The organism is Amycolatopsis eburnea (assembly GCF_003937945.1).
GTDB classification, from domain to species: Bacteria; Actinomycetota; Actinomycetes; order Mycobacteriales; family Pseudonocardiaceae; genus Amycolatopsis; species Amycolatopsis eburnea.
This window is the reverse complement of the sequence record NZ_RSEC01000055.1, coordinates 141,539-162,002: the sequence shown is the minus strand read 5'-3', so window position 1 is coordinate 162,002 and position 20,464 is coordinate 141,539. Positions and strand designations below refer to the sequence as shown.

The window sequence follows — 20,464 nt, the reverse complement described above, 5'->3', positions numbered from 1 at the left end:
GTGGTGCCCGCCACCTTGGGATGCTGAGCGCATGACGGACACCCCGGCCCGGCTGCTCGGCCTCCTTTCGCTGCTCCAGACACCCCGGGAGTGGCCGGGCAGCGAGCTGGCCGGACGGCTCGGGGTCAGCCCGCGCACCATCCGCCGCGACATCGACCGGCTGCGCGACCTGGGCTACCCGGTCGAGGCCAGCCGTGGTGTCGCGGGCGGGTACCGGCTGGTCGCGGGCACCGCGATGCCGCCGCTGGTGCTCGACGACGACGAAGCCGTCGCGATCGCCGTGGGACTGCGGACCGCCGCGGGACAGTCCGTTTCCGGGATCGAGGAAGCGTCCGTGCGGGCACTGGCGAAGCTGGAGCAGGTGCTGCCCGCGCGGTTGCGCCGCCGGGTGGGCACGATCGGCACGGCGACGGTCGCCGTGGCGGCCACCGGGCCCGTCGTCGACCCCGCGCAGCTGACGGTGTTCGCCGGCGCGATCGCCAACCACGAGACGGTCCGCTTCCGGTACCGGGCGAACGACGGGGCGGAGACCCGCCGCCGGGCCGAGCCGCTCCGGCTGGTCGCCGCGGGGCGCCGGTGGTACCTGGTGGCCTACGACCTCGACCGGGCGGACTGGCGGGTTTTCCGCGCCGACCGCGTCCGCGACGCCCAGGCGACCGGCGGCCGGGTGGTCCCCCGGCAACCGCCCGCCGCGGACCTCGCGGCATATGTCCTCGACCGGCTCTACGACCTCGCGCCGACGTACCGCGCGGTGGCGGTGCTGGGCGAACCGGCCACGCAGATCGCGGGCCGGCTCGGCGTGGCGGCCGGCGAGCTGACCGACCTCGGGGACGGCCGGTGCCGGTGGCGGAGTCACGCGGACACCCTGGACTGGCTCGCGTTCCGGCTGCTGGCGCTGGGGTGCGCGTTCACGGTCGAGGAGCCGGTGGAACTGGCCGAACGGTTGAAGGTGCTGGCCGCACGGGCCAATGCGGCGGCGGGTGTGCCGGTGGACTGAACGGGACAGCGCCGCCTGACCGTGATGGGACGGCGGGCGCGCCCGTGCCACCATCGGGGCTCGTTCGGCCCGCTCCGGTGCCGGACGCTGCGCTCGTGCCAACCGGACGCCGCGGGCCGCGACCGAGGGGCCGCTTTCGGTCCGGTGGCGCACTCGAGACTGCCCCCGCGCTGGTGCTGGTTCGACGCGGACGGACACGGTCGACGGCCGCGCTCGCTCCCGCACCGCTCCGGCGCCGGCATCAGCCGGGCGTGCCGCAGCGGTTCGGCTGTTCGTCGATGGTCTGCTCACTGGATTTCTCCCCCCGCTCGGGGCGGTGGGCCGGTCCGAGGTGGACCGGCCCACCGCCGCTGGTCAGCTCGGCTCGCCTCCGTCCAGGTCCGTGCGCCTGCTCGGCGGTACGGGCAGGTAGCAGCCCGGGTTCTCCGGGTCGCAGCCGACGCGGGGCAGGCGGGCGCGGATGCCGCCGGGGGTGCGCTCGAACGACGTCGCGATTTCGGCGACGCTCTCGCCCGCGATCCAGCGGGCCTCCAGCTCCGCGTCCAGCTCGTCGTTCCACGGGCGCCCTTGCTGGGCGGGGCGGCCGGCGGATCTTCGCCGGGTCGGCCGGGCCGCGCCGGTCGCGGAGAGCAGCTCGTCCGCGACCAGGTCGGCGACCGTGGCCGCCACCGCGACGTCCAGGTCGAGGCTGCCCTCGACGACCGGTTCGCCGTCGGGACCGCCGGCTTCCAGCGTAATCATGACCTTGGGGGTCGGTTCGGCGCGGTCGACGTCCGTCCTGGTCGCGACCACGACGTGGTAGGTGGTTTCCTGTGCCCGGATCTCGGTCCGGCGCTGTTCGATGATCGACATGCCGCGAAGCTAGCGCGCACCCCCGACAATTTTCGGCCACGCGCTGCTCACGGCCGACTTCGCTCCGAAATTGTCGGGCCCCTCCCCTAACGTCCCGGGCAAGCACACCCCGTCACGAGGAGGCGACGATGAGACACCGGCGGACAAGACGGTGCCCCGGTCCGGACGAGCCGGACCGGGGCACCGGGTGGGACTTGCGGTCAGAAGTGCAGCAGCTGCGCGAGCGTGCTCTGCTTCTCCTGGGCCGCCTTCGCGGAGCTGTCCGACTTCTGCGCCGCGGCGCCGTCGGGCACCGGCGCCGGCACCGGGTCGCACTGGACGTCCGAGTGGTTGCCGGGCTGGCGCGTCGGCAGGGTGCCGGTGGCCAGGTAGTCGGCGATCCTGTCGTCCACACAGGACACCCCGGACAGCGAGCCGGCGTGCGTGGTGCCGCCCGGCGCGCTGATCAGGCTCGACTTCGGGAACCGCTTGCGGACCTCGAGGCTGCCGGCGTACGGCGTGGCGGCGTCGAGCTCTTCGCTGATGAGCAGCGCACCGGCCACCTTGCTGCCGTCGATGTTCACCGGCTTGCCCGCCTTCGCCGGCCAGAACACGCAGGGCGCGTTGAACCAGGCGTTGCCCCAGGTCTCGAACGGGGCCTTGAAGTAGGTGATCCAGTTGTCGGCGCGCCACTTGTTCCAGTTGGTCGGCCACTGCACGTCGGTGCACTGCACGCCGAGGTAGACGGCGAACCCGTTGTCGTCGCCCGGCGGGTTCGAGTCGTCGTAGAGCGCCTTGAGCGTCTGCCAGTCACCCTTGTGCACGTAACCGTCGAAGGCCTTGGCCATGTCGACCCAGCCGAAGACGTAGTAGCCGGCCTGCAGGAAGATGTCGGTCCACTCGTCGCCGCCGATGACCCCGCCCGCGGGGTTCTTGGCGAGCTTGCGCTGGGTGTCGTACCACAGCTTCTCGACGGCGCCGCCGGTCTTGCCGAGGTGGTAGACGTTGTCGTAGGACGCCAGCCAGTCGAAGTAGATCTTGATGTTCTTGTCGAAGGCGACGTCCTGGTCGAGGTTGGCCTCGTACCAGACCTTCCGCGGGTCGACGTTGCCGTCGAGCACCATCCGGCGGACGTTCTTCGGGTACAGCGTGCTGTAGACCTGGCCGAGGTAGGTGCCGTAGGAGAAGCCGTAGTAGTTGATCTGCTTCTCGCCCAGCGCCTTGCGCAGGCTGTCCATGTCCTGCGCGACGTCGGTCGTCTTGATGTGGTCGAGGATCTCGCCGTTCTTGCGGCACGCGTCGGCGTACCCCTTCGAGCGGGCGAGCCACGTTTTCTCCAGCTGCGGCGTGGTCGGGACGTACGCCGGCCGGTTGTAGCTGAAGTAGTTCCCGTCGCAGCTGATCGAGGGCTTGCTGGACCCGACGCCCCGCGGGTCGAAGCCGATCCAGTCGTAGTTGTCACCCGCGTGGTTCGGCACGTACTTGCCGAGCACGGAGAGCCCGAGGCCGGAACCACCCGGGCCACCCGGGTTCACGAGCATGATGCCCTGGGACTGCGCGGTCTTGTGCTTGATCCGCGACACCGCGACGGAGACCTTCGCCCCGCCCGGCTTCGCGTAGTCCATCGGCACCTCGAGGAACCCGCACTCGGCGCCGTTGGCCTTGAGGCTCGCCGACGCGCAGGGCCCCCAGGCGATCGGCGCGGGGGTGAACTGCACCCCGGGATCCGCCGACGCGGCGGGCGCGGCGGCCATCAGCCCGGCCGCGAGTCCCGCGGCGGCGACGGCGGCAACGATTCTTTTCACAGTCGTCCTTTTCGTCCGCATTCGACAGCGTTCGCCGTAGTCCGGCGAAACTACCGGCAACCCTGGACAATCTCGCCGACCGACGCGCCTTCCGCCATCCGCCTTTCGTCGGTACCTGCGCCCGCCGTCGAGCGCCGGAACTGTCGGTGGCCGGCAGTACGCTGCGGGTCGCCGGAGGGCGTGGGGAGGACGGGTGAACGTGGACGATCGGCTGGTCAAGGCGATCCGCACCGGGCTGGCGGAGCTGGCCGACCCGGCGAAAGCGCCGGCGATGCAGGCGTACATGAAGTCGGCGATGCCGTTCCGCGGGGTGGCGAAGCCGCAGCGCAGCACGCTGATGAAGCGGGTACTGGCCGACCACATACTGCCCGATCGGGTGACATATTCAGCGACCGTCCTGGAGTTGTGGCGGACCGCCGAATTCCGCGAAGAGCGCTACGCGGCCATCGACCTTTCCGGATTTCGGGCGTACCGCGGGTGGCAGGACGCCGGGCTGCTCCCGATGTACGAGGAAATGATCGTCAGCGGGGCCTGGTGGGACCACGTGGACGAGCTGGCGATCCGCCGGGTCGGGCCGATCCTCCGCGCCGAGCGTGCCCGGGTCACGCCGGTGATGCTGAGCTGGGCGGCCGACGCCGACCTGTGGCGCCGGCGGACGGCGATCATCTGCCAGGTCGGCGCCAAGGAGGAGACCGACACGGACCTGCTGACCCGGGCGATCGAGCCCGCGATCGCCGAGCCGGAGTTCTTCCTGCGCAAGGGAATCGGGTGGGCGTTGCGGGACTACGCGAAGACGGCGCCGGAGTGGGTGCGGTCCTTCGTGGACGATCACCCGGGGCTGTCCGGACTGTCGCGGCGGGAGGCGCTCAAGCACCTCGGCTGACGGGCCGGAACGCGAAGAAGGGCCGGTCGCCCGGCCCTCCTTCGTCAACGTGGTGCGTTCCGTCAGGCGCGCAGGGCCGCCTCGAAGCGCTCGCCTGCCGCGGCCACTGCCGCGTCGCGGGCCTTGGTGGCCTCGTCGACCGTCAGGGTGCGGTCGGCCGCGCGGAAGCGGAGCTTGTACGCCAGCGAACGCTTGCCCTCGCCGACCTGCTCGCCCGCGTACACGTCGAACAGCGTGATGTCCTCGAGGAGCTCGCCCGCTCCCTCGCGCAGCACCGCCGCGAGGTCGGCCGACGGGACGTCCGACGCCGCCACCAGGGCGACGTCGAGCAACACCGGCGGGTAACCCGACACGCTCGGGGCGGGGCGGGAGTCCGGCAGCGGGATCGCGTCCAGGTCCAGCTCCATCGCGACCGTCCGCGGCGGCAGGCCGAGGGCCTCGACCACCTTGGGGTGCAGCTCGCCGGCGTGGCCGACCGGCCAGTCGCCGACGCGGAGCTGGGCGCAGCGGCCCGGGTGCCACGGCGGGAGGTCGGTCGCCTGGACCGTCAGCTCGACACCGGCGGCTTCCGCGACCGTGCGGGCGGCCTGGACCGCGTCGGCCCAGTTCGCCGGCTCGCCGCCGCCCCACCAGCCCGCGCGGCGGCGGTTGCCCGACAGGACCACCGCGACGTGCAGGGGCTGCAGCGGGACCGCCGCTTCGAGGAGGGCCAGCTCCTCGTCGGTCGGGCGGTGGTCGACGCCGAGGTCCGGGACCTTCAGCGGGTTCGGCGCGGGCAGCACGACCTGGCCGATGTGGTACAGCGAGACATCCTTCATCCCCCGGGACACGTTGCGCTGCAGCGTGTCCAGCAGGCCGGGCAGCAGCGTGGTGGCCAGCCGGTTGCGGTCGGCCTCCAGCGGGTTGCGGACCACGACCGCATTGCGGCGGACGTCGTCCGCCGGCAGGCCGAAGGCGTCCCACACCGCGTCGCTGACGAACGGGAACGGGCGCACCTCGATGTACCCCGACTCGGCGAGGGCCCGGGAAACACCCCGGACGCGCCGCTGGGCGTCGGTCAGGCCGCGGCCCGCGGGGGCGGCGGGCAGCGTCGACGGGATGCTGTCGTAGCCCTCCAGCCGCAGGACCTCTTCGACGAGGTCGGCGGGCTGGCGCAGGTCGCCGCGCCAGCTCGGCGGGGTCGCCGTGACCAGGCCGGTGCCGTCGTCGCCCGTGGTCACCGAGACCTTGCAGCCGATCTGGGTGAGCCGGCGGACCGTGACGCCGCGCTGGTAGTTCACGCCCGCGACCTTGTCGGGCAGGTTGATCGGCATGACGACCGGCGGGTTGGGCTCGACGGTGCCTTCGTCGGTGCGGCCGGGGCGGATCGAGGCGTCGCCGTACTGGCGCAGCAGGCGGGCGGCCAGCTCGACGGCGGCCGGGCACAGCTGCGGGTCGGTGAACCGCTCGAAGCGCTTGGCGGCCTCGGAGAACAGCTTGTGCCGCCGTGCGGTGCGGCTGATCGCGGCCGGGTTCCAGTGCGCCGCCTCGAGCAGGACGTCGGTGCTCTCCGTCGTGATCTCGGTGCTCGCGCCGCCCATCGTGCCCGCTAGCGAGATGACGCCGCTGTCGTCGGCGATGACGATGTCGTCCGGGTCGAGCGCGCGCTCGACGTCGTCCAGCGTCGTCAGCTTCTCGCCCGCCTTCGCGCGCCGGACCACCAGGTCGCCCTGGATGGCCTTGGTGGCGAACGCGTGCAGCGGGTGGCCGAGCTCGAGCATCACGTAGTTCGTGACGTCGACGGCCAGCGAAATGGAGCGGATGCCGGCCAGCATCAGCCGACGGCGCATCCACCACGGGGTCGGCGCGGTCGCGTCCAGGCCGGTGACCCGGCGCAGCACGAACCGCGGGCAGCCTTCCGGGTCCTCGACGTGGACCGGCCAGGCGTCGCCCTCGGCCGCCGGGACCTCGAGCAGCGCCGGGTCGCCGAACGGGACGTCCAGCGCGTTCGACAGCTCGCGGGCCAGGCCGCGGATCGACAGCGCGTAGCCGCGGTCCGGGGTCGGGGCCAGCTCGATGACCGTGTCGTTCAGGCCGAGGAGCTCCTGGGCGTCGTCGCCCGGGCTCGCCGTGCCCGAGGGCAGCACGAGGATGCCGGTGTGGTCGTCGCCGAGGCCGAGCTCGCGGGCCGAGCAGATCATGCCGTCGCTGATGCGGCCGTACGTCTTGCGGGACGCGATCGCGAAGTCGCCGGGCAGGACGGCGCCGGGCAGCGCGACGACGACCAGGTCGCCCTCGGTGAAGTTGCGCGCGCCGCAGATGATGCCGCGGGTCTTGATGCCGTGCGGGCCCTCGTCGAACTCGCCGGCTTCGTCGTCCTCGTCTTCGTCTTCCTCGTCGTCCAGCTCTTCGGCTTCGTCGGCGGGCTCGCCGACGTCGACGCGGCAGAACCGGACCGGCTTCTTGAACTCGGTGAGCTCTTCGATCTCGGCCACCCGGCCGACGACCAGCGGTCCGGTGACGGGCCCGAGCTCGCTCAGGTCGTCGACCTCGACGCCGATCCGCACGAAGGCGTCGGCCAGGTCCTGCGGGGTGACCTCCTCAGCGAGATCGAGGTGTTCGGTCAGCCAGCTGACTGGGACTCGCACTACGCCTCCGTTCCGAAGGGAAGGGTGAAGCGGACGTCGCCCTCCACCATGTCGCGCATGTCCGGGATCCCGTTGCGGAACTGCAGGGTGCGCTCGATGCCCATGCCGAAGGCGAAGCCCGAGTACACGTCGGGGTCGACGCCGCAGGCGCGCAGGACGTTCGGGTTGACCATGCCGCAGCCACCCCACTCGACCCAGCCGGGGCCGCCCTTCTTCTCCTCGAACCAGACGTCGACCTCGGCGGACGGCTCGGTGAACGGGAAGAAGTGCGGGCGCAGGCGGGTCTTGGAGCTCTCGCCGAACATCGCGCGGGCGAAGGCGTCCAGGGTGCCCTTGAGGTGCGCCATGGTGATGCCCTTGTCCACCGCGAGGCCCTCGACCTGGGTGAACACCGGGGTGTGGGTCGAGTCCAGCTCGTCGGTGCGGTACGTCCGGCCCGGGCAGACGACGTACACCGGCAGGTCGCGGTGCAGCAGCGTGCGGGCCTGCACCGGCGAGGTGTGCGTGCGCAGCACCAGGCCGGAGTCCTCTTCGCCGACGTAGAACGTGTCCTGCAGCTGGCGGGCCGGGTGGTCCTTGCCGAAGTTCAGGGCGTCGAAGTTGAACCACTCGGCTTCGAGCTCGGGGCCCTCGGCGACCTCGTAGCCCATCGCGACGAACGCGTCCGCGACGCGCTCGGAGATGGTGCTGATCGGGTGGCGGGCGCCGCGCGGGACGCGATCCCACGGCAGGGTGACGTCGACGGCCTCTTCGCGCAGGACCCGCTCGTCGCGCTCCACCTGGAGCTCGGCGCGGCGGGCGTCGAAGGCGGCCTGGACGGCCTGCCGGGCCTCGTTGACGCGCTTGCCCGCCTCGGCCTTCTCCTGCTTGGGCAGGGCGCCGATCTCGCGGCGGGCCAGGCCCACCGGGGCCTGGTCACCGAGGTGCGCCGGCTTGACCTCGGCCAGCGCCTCGAGCCCGGTCGCGGCGGCGAACGCCGCTTCGGCGGCCTTGACCGCCTCCTGCAGCGTCTCGGGGGCCAGTACCGCGCCCTGGGCTTCCTTTTCCTTGGCTCCGGACATAACTCCTCGGCGTCCGCTGGGACTGGTCGTTCGTGCGCCGCCGGACACGCGGCGCACGAGAGGTCAAAGGCGGGAAAAGTCTATGGGATCGGGTCGGCGCGCCCCCGGTCGCCCCGGGGCCGTGCGGCTACGCGCTCAACGCGCGTGGAAAATCCCCTGCGACGCCGGGCTCCGCGACCTCGCTCAGCGGTGTGCCGCCATCGCGCTCGTGTAGACGCAGACCGCCGCCGCGGTGGCGAGGTTGAGGCTCTCCGCCTTGCCGTACAACGGGATGCGGACCGCCAGGTCGGTGCGCTCGAGGACGTCGGCGGGCAGGCCGTGGGCCTCGTTGCCGAACACCCACGCGGTCGGCGCGGTGAGGTCCACCCGATCGAGTTCGGCTTCGGCGTAGCCGTGGGCGGCGAACGTCCGCAGGCCCGCGGCCGAGCAGGCGGCCAGCGCGGCGGGGACGTCGCGGACGCGCGTGATCGGCAGGTGGAAGAGGCTGCCGGCGGCGGCGCGGACGCACTTGCCGTTGTGCGGGTCGACGGTGTCGCCGGCCAGGACGACCGCGTCGGCGCCCGCGGCGTCGGCGACGCGGATCACGGTGCCCGCGTTGCCGGGGTCGGCGACGTCGACGAGCACCACGACGAGCCGGGCGCCCGGGGTCACGGCCTCTTCGAGGGGACGGTCCAGCAGCGCGCAGACGGCCACGATGCCCTGGGGCGTCACGGTTTCCGACAGGCCGTCGGCGGCGCGGTCGGTGATCGGCGAGACGGCTACGCCGGCCGCGCGGGCGGCGTCGACCAGGTCCGCGTGCTGCTCCGCCGCGCGGGCTGTGACGAACAGCTCGTGCACCGTGCCGGCGGCCAGCGCGGCCTCGACGGCGTTGGCGCCTTCGGCCAGGAACCGGCCGGTCTTGTCGCGTTCCGCGCGCCGCGTCAGCTTGCGCGCAGCAACGACCCGGGGGGTCCGTTCGGTGAACGGATCCACCCCGGGCCGGGGAAAGCTGCCGGTCAGGCCGACTTCGCTTCGGTGTTCACGTTGGCCTTGGCGAGCTCGGCCAGCGCGGTGAAGGCGGCGGCGTCGTTGACGGCGAGGTCCGCGAGGATCTTGCGGTCGACCTCGACACCCGCGGCCTTGATGCCCTGGATGAACCGGTTGTAGGTCACGCCGTTCGCGCGAGCCGCCGCGTTGATGCGGGTGATCCACAGCTGGCGGAAGTCACCCTTGCGGGCACGGCGGTCCCGGTAGGCGTAGTTGAGCGAGTGAAGCGTCTGCTCCTTGGCCTTGCGGTACAGCCGCGAACGCTGGCCGCGGTAGCCGCTGGCCAGTTCGAGAGTTGCGCGACGCTTCTTCTGGGCGTTGACCGCCCGCTTGACGCGTGCCACGGGTCCATCCTGTCGATCTCAGGGGGCGAAGGGGGACGCCCCGGGTGGTTACAGCAAGTTCTGCGGGATCAGATGCCGAGCAGGCGCTTGACGCGGCCGGCCTCGGTCTTCGCCAGCTCGGTGGTGCCTTCGAGCCGGCGGGTGAGGCGGTTCGACTTCTTCTCCATCAGGTGGCGGCGACCGGCCTTCTGGCGGCGCAGCTTGCCCGAGCCCGTGACGCGGATCCGCTTGGACGTCCCGCTGTGGGTCTTCATCTTCGGCATTTCAGTCCTCTTTCGTGCGGCGGCTCACCGGAGATCCGGTGAGCCGCTCGTGCTGGTCGGCGCTTACGCCTCGGGGGCCGCCTCGGCCTTGGCCTTCGGCTTCACGTTCTTGTGCGGGGCCAGCACCATGATCATGTTGCGACCGTCCTGCTTGGGCGACGACTCCACGAAGCCCAGCTCGGTCACGTCGTCGGCGAGCTTCTGCAGCAGCCGGAAACCGAGCTCCGGCCGGGACTGCTCGCGACCACGGAACATGATCGTGACCTTGACCTTGTTGCCCGCCGCCAGGAAGCGCGACACGTGACCCTTCTTGGTCTCGTAGTCGTGCTGGTCGATCTTGGGGCGCAGCTTCTGTTCCTTGATGACGGTCAGCTGCTGGTTGCGCCGCGACTCACGGGCCTTCTGCGCGCTCTCGTACTTGAACTGGCCGAAGTCCATGAGCTTGCACACCGGCGGGCGGGCCTGCGGCGCGACCTCGACGAGGTCGAGGTCGTTCTCCTGCGCCAGGCGCAGCGCATCCTCGATCCGGACGATGCCGACCTGCTCGCCGGCGGGCCCGACGAGGCGGACCTCCGGCACCCGGATTCGGTCGTTGATGCGTGTCTCGGAGCTGATGGGGCCTCCTTGGTCCGAGGAATGTTTCCTGTTCTCGTTTCGACCTGGTGCCCACATAGCGAAGGCCCCGGTCACCTGTCGGTGCGCGGGGCCCACTCTGTTTCCGATCGTGTCCCGGAGGACACTTCTTCACCCTGGACTACGTCCGGGCGAGACCGGACCCGGCCACCTGAGCGGTGACGCGGGTGGGAGCGGGGCTCCACTTGCCGCCCCCGATCGCTCGAGGGCTGGTCGCTCGTGGAAGGGTACCAGACGTGTCAGAACAACCCCCCGAACAGCCCCCCTATTCCACCCGGCAGCTCGAGGAGATCCCGAGCGTGGAGGTGATCAGCCGCGCGGCCGTGATGCTGCTGTCGGCCGGTGCCGAGCGGCTCGGTCTCGCCGACGCCGACCCGGAGACCTCCCCGCACCGCGACCTCGACGAGGCCCGCCGGCTGATCACCGCGCTCGCCGGGCTCGTGACGGCGTCCGCCGAGTACCTGGGCCTGCACGCCGGCCCGTTGCGCGACGGTCTCCAGTCGCTCCAGAAGGCCTTCCGCGAGGCTTCGGTCGTGCCCGACCCGCCGGGCCAAGGCCCCGGGGAAAAGTACACCGGACCCATCTACTGACCTTTCACTCGCCCGGTACCTTGCCGGACGAGTTTTCCGACATCTAACATGTTAGATGTGAGTCTCTCAAAGGTCACCCGCCCGCTGCTCCGAGACGAGGCGTACGACCGCATCCGCCAAGCCATCGTCGACGGCACACTGCCGCCGGGCACCCCCCTTCGGGACGGCGACCTCGCCGAGCAGCTCGGCCTCTCGAAAGCCCCCGTCCGCGAAGCACTCCGGCGGCTGGCCGACGACGGGCTCGCCGAGTCCAAGCCGCAGAGCTACACGCGCGTCTCCGACGTCATGTCCCGCGACGTCATCGACGCCCGCCAGATCGTCCGCGTGCTCCACGAGTTCGCCGTCCGGGAGGCCGCCCCCAGGTGCCGGCCGGCCGACGTCGCCGACATGCGCGCGGCCAACGACCGGTTCGCGAAGGCGATCGAAGCCGGGGACGTCAAGGCAGCCGTCGACGCGGACGACGAACTGCACGCCATCCCCGTCCGCCTGGCGGGCAACGCCGCCGTCGCCGCGACCCTCGACCGCTACACACCCCTGCTGCGCCGCCTGGAACACGCCCGGTTCAGCTCGGCGTCGGCCTGGAACTCGGTCCTGCGCCACACGAAGCTCATCGACGCCCTCGAAGCCCACGACACCGCCACCGCCGTCTCCGTGATCGCCACCATCTGGACCGACCTCCTGGAGGACCGATGACCCTCGCCGACTTCCCCCGCTACCCGCTGCTGTTCGGCCCGTCGCCGGTGCACCCCCTCGAGCGGCTCACCGAGCACCTCGGCGGCGCGCAGGTCTGGGCCAAGCGCGAGGACGTCAACTCCGGGCTCGCCTACGGCGGCAACAAGACCCGCAAGCTCGAATACCTGGTCGCGGACGCCCTGGACCAAGGCGCGGACACGCTCGTCTCGATCGGCGGCGTCCAGTCCAACCACACCCGGCAGGTCGCGGCCGCCGCGGCGCGGGCCGGGCTCAAGGCCGTGCTCGTGCAGGAGAGCTGGGTCGACTGGCACGACCCGCTCTACGACAAGGTCGGCAACATCCAGCTCTCGCGCATCCTCGGTGCGGACGTCCGGCTCGTCCAGGCAGGCTTCGGCATCGGCTTCAAGCAGGCGTGGGAGGATGCGGTCGCCGAGATCGAAGAGCGGGGCGGGAAGCCCTACGCCATCCCGGCGGGCGCCTCGGACCACCGGCTCGGCGGGCTGGGCTTCGCGAACTGGATCGTCGAGCTGGAACAGCAGGAAGAAGAACTCGGCGTCTTCTTCGACACGGTGGTCGTCTGCTCGGTCACCGGCAGCACGCAGGGCGGCATGGTCGCCGGGGTGGCCGGCAACAAGAGCCGGCGCATCCTCGGCATCGACGCCTCCGCGAAGCCGGCCGAGACGCGCGAACAGATCACGCGGATCGCGCGCAACACCGCCGAGCTGATCGGGGCGGGCGAGATCCCCGAGGTCGAGCTGGACGACCGGTACCACGCGGGGATCTACGGCATCCCGGACAAGTCCACAGTGGACGCGATCGAGACGTGCGCCCGGCTGGAGGGCATGATCACGGACCCGGTGTACGAGGGCAAGTCCATGGCGGGGCTCATCGACCTCGTCAAGAACGGTGAAATCGCGAAGGACTCGAACGTCCTCTACGCCCACCTCGGCGGGCAGCCCGCGCTCAACGGCTACACGAGCGTCCTCGGCTGAGCACCCCGGGGCCGGGAAGCCGGCCCCGGGGAAAGCCTCAGTCCAGCACGCAGAGCACGTCGATCTCGACGAGCAGCTCGCCCGGGAGGCCGACGTACACCGTCGTGCGCGCGGCGTGCGGGGCCTCGCCGATCAGCTCGTTGTAGACCTCGTTGAACGGCGCGAAGTGCGCCGTGTCGGTCAGGTACACCCGGACCATGATCGCGTCCGCCAGGCTCGAGCCCGCCTCCGCCAGCACGGCCTCGATGTTCTTGAACGTCTGCCGGGTCTGTCCCACGACGTCGTCGCCGACGATCGCGCCCGTCGCGGGGTCGAACGCGACCTGGCCGGCGACCTGCAGCAGGTTCCCCTTGCGGACGGCCTGCGAGAACTTCGCCGGCGGCTTCGGCGCGTTCTCGGTGGAAACTGCCGTCTTGCTCATCAGTGCCCCTTTCCGTTCTCCGTCCATCCACTGTGGACGGAAGCTTCCGTGGTCGCGGCGCGCAGGTCCGGTACCAGCGCGAGCAGGCCTTCGTAGTCGAGCAGCACCTTCGGCACCGACATCGACGCGGCGGCCAGCACTTCGCCGTCCGCACCGCGGACCGGCGCCGCGATGCAGTGGATGAAGTCCTCGTGCTCGGCGTTGTCGACGGCGTACCCGAGCCGCGCGACGCGCTCCAGCTCCGCCAGGAAGTCCGACGCCGAGGTGATCGTGTTCGGCGTCAGCACCGGGTACTCGATCGACCGCGCGATCTCCTCGCGCCGGGCCGCGGGCATCGCCGCGACCAGCACCTTCCCCACCGCCGTGCAGTGCAGCGGCGCGCGCTTGCCGACGCGCGAGTACATCCGCACCGAATGGCGGCCCTCGTACTTGTCGATGTAGACGACTTCGCCGTCGTCGTAGCTGGCCAGGTGCACGGTGTGACCGGTGCGCGCGTTGAGCGCGGCCAGCGCGGGCTGGGCGCTGCGCCGGACGTCGATCGAGTCGAGCGCCTGGTTGGCCAGGTCGAACATCGCACTGCCCAGCCGGTAGTGGCGGGCGCCTTCGCGGCGGACGAAGTGGTGCTGCTCGAGGGTGCGCAGCAACCGCAGCACGGTCGACTTGTGCACGCCGATCTCGTCGGCGAGGTCGTCCAGGGTGCGCGCGTCCTTCGCGATCGAGTTCAACAGCGTCAGCGCGCGGTCCAGGCTTTGGCTCACGTCCGCACCAGCCCCTCTCCGGTCAGCCGGGCCGAACGCCACTCGTCCGGATCCGCCTGGAGCAGGCTATCCACCACCGAGCGCGGCAGGGGGACCCCGACGTCGTCGTGGGTGAGCAGGGTGACGGCGGCCTGCAGGTGACCTTGGCGCAAGCGGGCCAGGGGCTCGGCGCCACGCAGGGTGGCGGCGAGGAAGCCGGCGGCGAACGCGTCCCCGGCGCCGACCGGCTCGACGACGTCGACCCGCAGCGCCGGCGAGAACAGCGGCTCGCCTTCGACCAGGGTCGCGCCGCGCTCGCCGTGCTTGACGACGAGCGTGCGCGGGCCCGGCAGGAGGGCGCGCAGTTCGGCCGGGTCGCCGGTCCCCCACACGCGCTGGGCTTCGTCGTCGCCGGTCAGCACGATGTCGGCCTGCCCGGCCAGCTCCGCGAGCAGGCTCGGGTCGCGGCCGGTCCAGAGCGCGGGGCGGAAGTTGACGTCGAACGAGATCAGCCGGTCGCCGCGCGGCAGGTCCAAGAGCGCGCGGACCAGCGCGAGGCAGCTGTCGGACAACGCCGGCGTGATGCCGGACAGGTGGAGCACGCGGACGCCGTCGAGGTCGAGCCGGTCGAGGACCTCGGGGCCCATCGCCGAGGCGGCCGAGCCGGTCCGGTAGTAGCGCACCGGGCTGCCGCCCGCGCCGCTTTCCTTGATGTACAGCCCGGTCGGGCGGAGCGGGTCGACGGAGCACGCGCTGACGTCGACGCCCTTCGCCGCGATTTCGCGGACCATCGCGCGGCCGAACGGGTCGTCCCCGACGGCGCTCACCCAGCCGCTCGAAACCCCCAGCGCCGGCAGGTTGCAGGCCACGTTCGATTCGGCGCCGCCGATCGTGCGCAGCCACTGCTTCACCTCGTCCGGCGGGCCGGCTTCGGCGGGCACGAACATCGCCATCGACTCGCCGACACACAGCACCTCGGGCCCGCTCGTCACTGTCCGTCTCCCTGCCCTTCACCCCGTTGACCTGTAGCGACCCGGATGCTACACCTATGACACTCAAAATGCGCAACAGTCGTTGCAACATACGCAACAGAGGTCGCCGCCGATGAACGACTGCACCATGGACACCGCCGCGCTCGACGCCCTCCGCCGGGAGCGCGTCGACTGGCGGTTCCGCTCCGCCGCCCCCGCCCTGACCGGGCTCACCCTGGAAGAAGCCGCGGACCGCGGGCTCAACCTCTTCACCGACGGGTTCTTCGCACCCTTCGTCGTGCTCGACGACGAAGCTCTCGAGCACAACCTGCGGACGATGGCCGCGTGGTGCGCCGCGCGCGGGGTCGTGCTCGCCCCGCACGGCAAGACGACCATGGCGCCGCAGCTGTTCGCGCGCCAGATCGAGCACGGCGCGTGGGGCATCACCTGCGCGAACGCCGGTCACCTCCGGATCTACCGCGCGTTCGGCGTCTCGCGGGTCCTGCTGGCCAACCAGCTCCTCGACCCGGCCGGCCTGCGCTGGCTGGCCGCCGAGCTGGCCGCGGACCCGGGCTTCGAGTTCGTCTGCTGGGTCGACTCGGTGCGCGGCGTCGAGCTGATGACCGAAGCCCTCGCGGGCAGCGAGCGCCCGGTCGACGTCCTGGTCGAACTCGGCGCCGACGGTGGCCGCACCGGCGTCCGCGACACCGCCACCGCCTGGGCCGTCGCCGAAGCCGTGGACGCCAGCCCGGTGCTGCGGCTGCGCGGCACCGGCGGCTACGAAGGCGCGCTCTCCCACCACACCGACGAAGCCGCGCTCGCGAAGATCAGCTCCTATGTGGATGGTCTGCGCGACCTCGCGATCTCCTTCGCGGACAAGGGACTCCTCGACGGGCAGATCATCGTCACCGCCGGCGGCAGCGCGTACTTCGACCAGGTGGCGAACGAACTCACCAAGCCGTGGCCGGCCGGCCTCGACGTGCTGCCGGTACTGCGCAGCGGCGCCTACCTCACCCACGACGACGGCTTCTACCGCGAGATCTCGCCGCTCGGCGACCACCCGCGCATCGACGGCGTCGAGTCGTTCCGGCCGGCGCTGCGGGCCTGGGCACAGGTGACGTCGAAGCCGTCGGACACCCTCGCGCTGCTGACCATCGGCAAGCGCGACGCGTCCTTCGACGAAGGCATGCCCGAGCCGCAGCTGCGCCGCACAGTGGACGGACCGGCGGAGCCGCTCGAAGGGCACGTCGTGGCGAAGATGAACGACCAGCACGCGTTCCTCACGCTGCCGCCGGGGTCGCCGGTCGAGGTCGGCGACTGGATCGGGCTCGGCCTCTCGCACCCCTGCACGGTGTTCGACAAGTGGCCGCTGCTGCCGGTGACCGCGGCCGACGGCGAAACCGTCGTCGACCTCGTCCGGACGTGGTTCTGATGGACGTCGTCATCAAGGACGCGCTGGTCGCGGACGGCACCGGCGAGCCCCTCTCCCGCCACGACGTCGGCATCAGCGACGGCCGGATCGCGGACGTCGGCGACCCGGGCTCGCTGACCGGCGGCCGGACCATCGACGCCGCCGGGCTCGTGCTCGCGCCCGGGTTCATCGACATGCACTCGCACTCCGACCTGCAGCTGCTGGCCAACCCGGACCACCCGGCGAAGATCACCCAGGGCGTCACGACCGAGGTGCTCGGCCAGGACGGGCTGTCCTACGCCCCCGTCGACGACGCCGTGCTCGAAGCGCTCCGGCAGCAGCTCGCGGGCTGGAACGACGACCCGGCCGGGTTCGACTGGAACTGGCGCTCGGTCGGCGAGTACCTCGACCGCCTCGACCGGGGCATCGCCGTCAACGCCGCCTACCTCGTGCCGCAGGGCACCGTCCGGATGCTCGCCGTCGGCTTCGACGACCGGCCCGCGACCGACGCGGAAATGAACCGCATGAAGGAACTCGTCGCGACCGGGCTCGCCGAGGGCGCGATGGGGATGTCGTCCGGGCTCACCTACACCCCGGGGATGTACGCGGGGACGAGCGAGCTGGTCGAGCTGTGCCGCGTCGTCGGCGAAGGCGGCGGGTTCTACAGCCCGCACCACCGCAGCTACGGCAAGGGCGCGCTGGAAGCGTTCGCCGAGATGATCGACGTCAGCAGGCAGTCCGGCTGCCCGCTGCACCTGGCGCACGCGACGATGAACTTCTCGGTCAACAAGGGCAAGGCACCCGACCTGCTGAAGCTCCTCGACGACGCGCTCGACGACGGCTGCGACATCAGCCTCGACACCTACCCGTACCTGCCCGGCGCGACCTACCTCTCCGCGCTGCTGCCGAGCTGGGCGACCGAAGGCGGCCTCGAGCCGACGCTGGCCCGGTTGTCCGATGTGGACACGCGCGAGCGGATCCGGGTGGCCATCGAGGAGTCCGGTTCGGACGGTGCGCACGGCGTCCCGATCGACTGGGACGCCATCGAAATCAACGGCGTCCGCAACGACCACAACGCCCACCTCGTCGGGCACAGCGTCGCGGCGTCGGCGATCAAGGCGAACGTGACTCCCGCGAACCTCTACTTCGACACGCTGCTGGACGAAAAGCTCGGGACGTCGTGCCTGATGCACGTCGGGCACGAGGAGAACGTCCAGGCGATCATGCGGCACCGCACGCACACCGGCGGCAGCGACGGCCTCCTCGTCGGCGCCCGGCCGCACCCGCGCGCGTGGGGCACGTTCCCCCGCTACCTCGCCCGGTACGTCCGCGAGCTGGGTGTGCTCGACCTCGCCGAGTGCGTCGCCCACCTGACCGGGCGGGCCGCGCGGCGGCTGCGGCTGGCCGACCGCGGGCTGGTCCGCGCCGGGTACGCCGCCGACCTGGTGCTGTTCGACCCCGAGGCGGTCACCGACACCGCCACCTTCGACGATCCCCGGCAGGCCGCCGCCGGGATCACCCACGTCTTCGTCAACGGCGTCGCCGCCCTCGACGAGGGAACCCCCACCGGCGCCCTCGCCGGACACTCCCTGCGCAACCCCCGGAGAGCCCGATGATCCACTGGCTGCAACACACCACGGGCGGGCTGCTGACGCTCGCCGCCGTCTCGATCGCCGTCCTGCTGGTGCTGATCATCAAGCTCAAGCTGGAGCCGTTCATCGCGCTGATCGTGGTCGGCCTGCTGACGGCGCTGGCCGCGGGCCTGCCCGTCGGGACGATCGTCGGCTCGGCCCAGAAGGCGTCGGATTCCTTGCTGGAGAAGGGGTTCGGCAGCATCCTCGGGCACATCACGGCGATCATCGGCCTGGGCACGATCCTCGGGTCGATCCTGGAACGCTCCGGTGGCGCGAAGGTGCTCACCAGCGCGCTGCTGCGGTCGTTCGGCGAGAAGCGGGCGCCGCTGGCGATGGGTGTCGCCGGGTTCGTCTTCGGCATCCCGGTGTTCTTCGACATCGGCATCTTCGTGCTGGCTCCGCTCGTCTACGTCGCCGCCAAGCAGGGCGGCAAGTCGCTGGTGCTGTACGCGATGCCGCTGCTGGCCGGCCTGTCGATCACGCACGCGTTCCTGCCGCCGCACCCCGGCCCGGTGGCCGCGGCCGGCCTGCTGCACGTCGAGCTCGGCTGGATCATCCTGATGGGCCTGGCCTGCGGCATCCCCGCGTTCCTCATCGGCGGCGTGCTGTACTCGACGTGGATCGGCAAGCGGATCGTCGTCGACGTGCCCGAGGACATGGTCTTCGCCGAGGAAGAAGGCGAGAAGGAGGCGAACCCGCCGTCGCTGGGCCTGGTCGCCGCGATCATCGCGGTGCCGCTGGTGCTGATCCTGGCCGGCACGTTCGGCAGCATCTGGCTGCCCAAGGGTTCCGCGCTCGCCGGGGTCGCCGCGTTCATCGGCACGCCCGCGGTCGCGCTGACCGTCGCCGTGCTGCTCGCGTCCTGGCTGCTCGGGCTGCGGCGCGGGTTCACCGGCAAGGACCTCAACGAGCTGGCCGCGAAGTCGCTGCGGCCGGTCGCGATGATCCTGCTGGTCGTCGGCGCGGGCGCGTTCTTCGGCGCGGTGCTCTCGGCCACCGGGATCGGCAAGGCCGTGGCCGATTCCCTGCACGACGCCGGGCTGCCGGTGCTGCTCGCGGCGTACGTGATCAGCTGCGGCATGCGGATCGCGCAGGGCTCGGCGACGGTCGCCATCGTGACCACGAGCGGGATCGTCGCGCCGACCGTGGCGCAGCTCGGGTACTCGCAGGTCCAGCTGGCACTGCTGGTCATGGCGATCTCGGCGGGGTCGATCATCGCCTCGCACGTCAACGACGGCGGCTTCTGGATCGTTTCGCGGTACTTCAACCTGACGGTGCCGCAGACGCTGAAGTCCTGGACCGCACTGGAAACCGTGCTTTCCCTTTCCGGTTTCGGGGTTTCGGCATTGCTCATGGCCGTGGTCTAGACCATACTGGAGCAAAGCCGCCGCCCGAACCGTTGGGAGACAAAGACGATGACCGGACTTTCCCGTCGTACGTTCCTCGGCGCCGCCGCGGGAGCGGGTGCCGCGACCGTTCTCGGTGCGCAGGCCGCCGCCGCGGTCACCACTTCGAAGGGCTGCATCGTCGGGGGAACCGCGTACATCGGCAGTTACACCAGCGGAGCCACCGGGCACGGCCTCGACGTCTCGGTCCGGACGGGAGCCACCCTCGGCCCCGTCCGGACCGTGCCGGGCATCACCGACACGTCGTGGTTCGACCGCAGCGCCGACGGCAAGACGCTGTACGTCACCAACGAAGGCGATCCCGCCGGGTACGTCTCGGCGCTGAACGTCGCCGACGCCACGAAGCCGAAGCTGCTCAACAAGGTTTCGTCGAAGGGCGGCGCGCCCACGCACCTGAGCGTGCACTCGAGCCAGAAGTACGTGCTGGCCGCGAACTACAGCTCGGGCAGCGTCGTCGTGCTGCCGATCGTGGCCGGAGGCAAGCTCGGCGCGGCCACGGATCTCGTGACGCACCACGCGGATTCCGGGCAGGCGCACGCGCACCAGGTCGTCAACGACCCGACCGGCCGCTGGGTGCTGGCGGTCGACCTCGGGGCCGACTCGGTGTACGTCTACTCCCTCGACGTCGCCACCGGAAAGCTTTCCCCGCACCAGCAACTGAAACTGCCCGCCGGCGCCGGGCCGCGGCACCTCGCGTTCGACAGGACCGGCGCGTTCGCCTACATCCTGCAGGAGCTGCGGCCGGAGGTGACGGTGGCGAGCTGGGACGCGGCCACCGGCACGCTGAAGGCGCTTTCCGTCGTCCCGGCCGTGCCGCCGGGCAGCACCGGCGAGCTGTACCCCGGTGAGATCGCGCTGTCGAAGGACGGGAAGTTCGCCTACGCCACCGTCCGCGGCCCCAACACCCTCGCGACGTTCGCCGTGGACGGCGCTTCGCTGAAGCTGGTGTCCACTGTGGCCACCGGCGGCAACTGGCCGCGGCACGTGGTCCTCGACCCGGCGGAGAACTGGTTCTACGTCTCGAACCAGCGCTCCGGCACCGTCACCTGGCTGCCCCGCGACCCGGCCACCGGCCTGCCCGGTGCCCCCGCCGGCTCGCTCGCCGTCGGCAGCGTCAACTCCGTCTACTTCGCCTGATC

The 20,464-nt window shown here is 71.4% G+C and carries 20 protein-coding genes; 9 read left to right on the top strand and 11 right to left on the bottom strand.

Annotation, left to right across the window (positions count from 1 at the left end; genetic code table 11):
• Positions 1-31: 31 nt before the first annotated feature.
• On the top strand, positions 32-997 hold the full coding sequence (locus tag EIY87_RS25380) for a helix-turn-helix transcriptional regulator (RefSeq protein ID WP_125312389.1): 966 nt from the start codon (positions 32-34) through the stop codon (positions 995-997).
• 354 nt (positions 998-1,351) lie between these two features.
• On the opposite strand, the gene EIY87_RS25375 is transcribed toward EIY87_RS25380, so the two are convergent.
• Entirely contained in the window at positions 1,352-1,849 is a 498-nt protein-coding gene (locus tag EIY87_RS25375; protein ID WP_125312388.1) for a helix-turn-helix domain containing protein, read from the bottom strand.
• Positions 1,850-2,049: 200 nt separating this feature from the next.
• Positions 2,050-3,633, bottom strand: a complete 1,584-nt coding sequence (locus tag EIY87_RS25370) for an alpha/beta hydrolase (RefSeq protein WP_125312387.1) — start codon at positions 3,631-3,633, stop codon at positions 2,050-2,052.
• 193 nt (positions 3,634-3,826) lie between these two features.
• Here EIY87_RS25370 and EIY87_RS25365 point away from each other — a divergent pair, with 193 nt between their 5' ends.
• The gene (locus EIY87_RS25365; RefSeq protein WP_125312386.1) at positions 3,827-4,516 is read left to right on the top strand and encodes a DNA alkylation repair protein; all 690 of its coding nucleotides are present in this window, start codon (positions 3,827-3,829) and stop codon (positions 4,514-4,516) included.
• Between the two features lie 62 nt (positions 4,517-4,578).
• On the opposite strand, the gene pheT is transcribed toward EIY87_RS25365, so the two are convergent.
• The 6 genes from pheT to infC all read right to left on the bottom strand — a co-directional run bounded on the left by pheT (position 4,579) and on the right by infC (position 10,509).
• Positions 4,579-7,143 (bottom strand): phenylalanine--tRNA ligase subunit beta, encoded by a 2,565-nt coding sequence (gene pheT / locus EIY87_RS25360; protein WP_125312385.1) that lies wholly within the window; start codon positions 7,141-7,143, stop codon positions 4,579-4,581.
• Positions 7,143-8,204, bottom strand: a complete 1,062-nt coding sequence (gene pheS / locus EIY87_RS25355) for a phenylalanine--tRNA ligase subunit alpha (protein WP_086856942.1) — start codon at positions 8,202-8,204, stop codon at positions 7,143-7,145. The genes pheT and pheS overlap by 1 nt, the downstream gene beginning before the upstream one ends.
• Before the next feature lie 183 nt (positions 8,205-8,387).
• Positions 8,388-9,176 carry a TrmH family RNA methyltransferase gene (locus EIY87_RS25350; RefSeq protein ID WP_263855623.1) on the bottom strand — a complete coding sequence of 263 codons (789 nt, stop codon included), beginning with the start codon at positions 9,174-9,176 and terminating at the stop codon, positions 8,388-8,390.
• A gap of 23 nt (positions 9,177-9,199) precedes the next feature.
• Complete coding sequence (gene rplT, locus EIY87_RS25345) at positions 9,200-9,574, bottom strand: 50S ribosomal protein L20 (RefSeq protein WP_086672344.1); 375 nt, start codon at positions 9,572-9,574, stop codon at positions 9,200-9,202.
• A 68-nt stretch (positions 9,575-9,642) separates the two neighbouring features.
• Positions 9,643-9,837 carry a 50S ribosomal protein L35 gene (rpmI, locus tag EIY87_RS25340; protein WP_125312384.1) on the bottom strand — a complete coding sequence of 65 codons (195 nt, stop codon included), beginning with the start codon at positions 9,835-9,837 and terminating at the stop codon, positions 9,643-9,645.
• A 63-nt stretch (positions 9,838-9,900) separates the two neighbouring features.
• Positions 9,901-10,509, bottom strand: a complete 609-nt coding sequence (gene infC / locus EIY87_RS25335; RefSeq protein WP_125312415.1) for a translation initiation factor IF-3 — start codon at positions 10,507-10,509, stop codon at positions 9,901-9,903.
• A gap of 197 nt (positions 10,510-10,706) precedes the next feature.
• Here infC and EIY87_RS25330 point away from each other — a divergent pair, with 197 nt between their 5' ends.
• The 3 genes from EIY87_RS25330 to EIY87_RS25320 are packed head-to-tail and all read left to right on the top strand — an operon-like array spanning position 10,707 to position 12,745.
• Positions 10,707-11,060 (top strand): DUF1844 domain-containing protein, encoded by a 354-nt coding sequence (locus EIY87_RS25330; protein WP_158641355.1) that lies wholly within the window; start codon positions 10,707-10,709, stop codon positions 11,058-11,060.
• Between the two features lie 57 nt (positions 11,061-11,117).
• Positions 11,118-11,753, top strand: coding sequence for a GntR family transcriptional regulator (locus EIY87_RS25325; protein ID WP_404800096.1), 636 nt, complete (start codon positions 11,118-11,120; stop codon positions 11,751-11,753).
• Entirely contained in the window at positions 11,750-12,745 is a 996-nt protein-coding gene (locus EIY87_RS25320) for a 1-aminocyclopropane-1-carboxylate deaminase (RefSeq protein ID WP_125312382.1), read from the top strand. The genes EIY87_RS25325 and EIY87_RS25320 overlap by 4 nt, the downstream gene beginning before the upstream one ends.
• A gap of 37 nt (positions 12,746-12,782) precedes the next feature.
• Here EIY87_RS25320 and EIY87_RS25315 read toward each other — a convergent pair whose 3' ends face one another.
• The 3 genes from EIY87_RS25315 to EIY87_RS25305 are packed head-to-tail and all read right to left on the bottom strand — an operon-like array spanning position 12,783 to position 14,856.
• Positions 12,783-13,166: a RidA family protein gene (locus tag EIY87_RS25315; RefSeq protein ID WP_125312381.1), complete on the bottom strand. Its 384-nt coding sequence runs from the start codon at positions 13,164-13,166 to the stop codon at positions 12,783-12,785.
• On the bottom strand, positions 13,166-13,924 hold the full coding sequence (locus EIY87_RS25310) for an IclR family transcriptional regulator (protein ID WP_125312380.1): 759 nt from the start codon (positions 13,922-13,924) through the stop codon (positions 13,166-13,168). The genes EIY87_RS25315 and EIY87_RS25310 overlap by 1 nt, the downstream gene beginning before the upstream one ends.
• Positions 13,921-14,856, bottom strand: a complete 936-nt coding sequence (locus EIY87_RS25305; protein ID WP_263855624.1) for a sugar kinase — start codon at positions 14,854-14,856, stop codon at positions 13,921-13,923. Before EIY87_RS25305 ends, EIY87_RS25310 begins: the two co-directional genes overlap by 4 nt.
• 151 nt (positions 14,857-15,007) lie before the next feature.
• Between EIY87_RS25305 and EIY87_RS25300 the strand changes: the two genes are divergently transcribed.
• Genes EIY87_RS25300 through EIY87_RS25285 form a run of 4 tightly spaced genes read left to right on the top strand, consistent with a single transcriptional unit; the run spans position 15,008 to position 20,462 of the window.
• Positions 15,008-16,306, top strand: a complete 1,299-nt coding sequence (locus tag EIY87_RS25300; protein ID WP_125312378.1) for an amino acid deaminase — start codon at positions 15,008-15,010, stop codon at positions 16,304-16,306.
• Complete coding sequence (locus EIY87_RS25295) at positions 16,306-17,901, top strand: N-acyl-D-amino-acid deacylase family protein (protein ID WP_125312377.1); 1,596 nt, start codon at positions 16,306-16,308, stop codon at positions 17,899-17,901. The genes EIY87_RS25300 and EIY87_RS25295 overlap by 1 nt, the downstream gene beginning before the upstream one ends.
• Entirely contained in the window at positions 17,898-19,286 is a 1,389-nt protein-coding gene (locus tag EIY87_RS25290; RefSeq protein WP_125312376.1) for a GntP family permease, read from the top strand. Before EIY87_RS25295 ends, EIY87_RS25290 begins: the two co-directional genes overlap by 4 nt.
• Positions 19,287-19,334: 48 nt before the next feature.
• Positions 19,335-20,462, top strand: coding sequence for a lactonase family protein (locus tag EIY87_RS25285; RefSeq protein WP_125312375.1), 1,128 nt, complete (start codon positions 19,335-19,337; stop codon positions 20,460-20,462).
• Positions 20,463-20,464 lie beyond the last annotated feature (2 nt).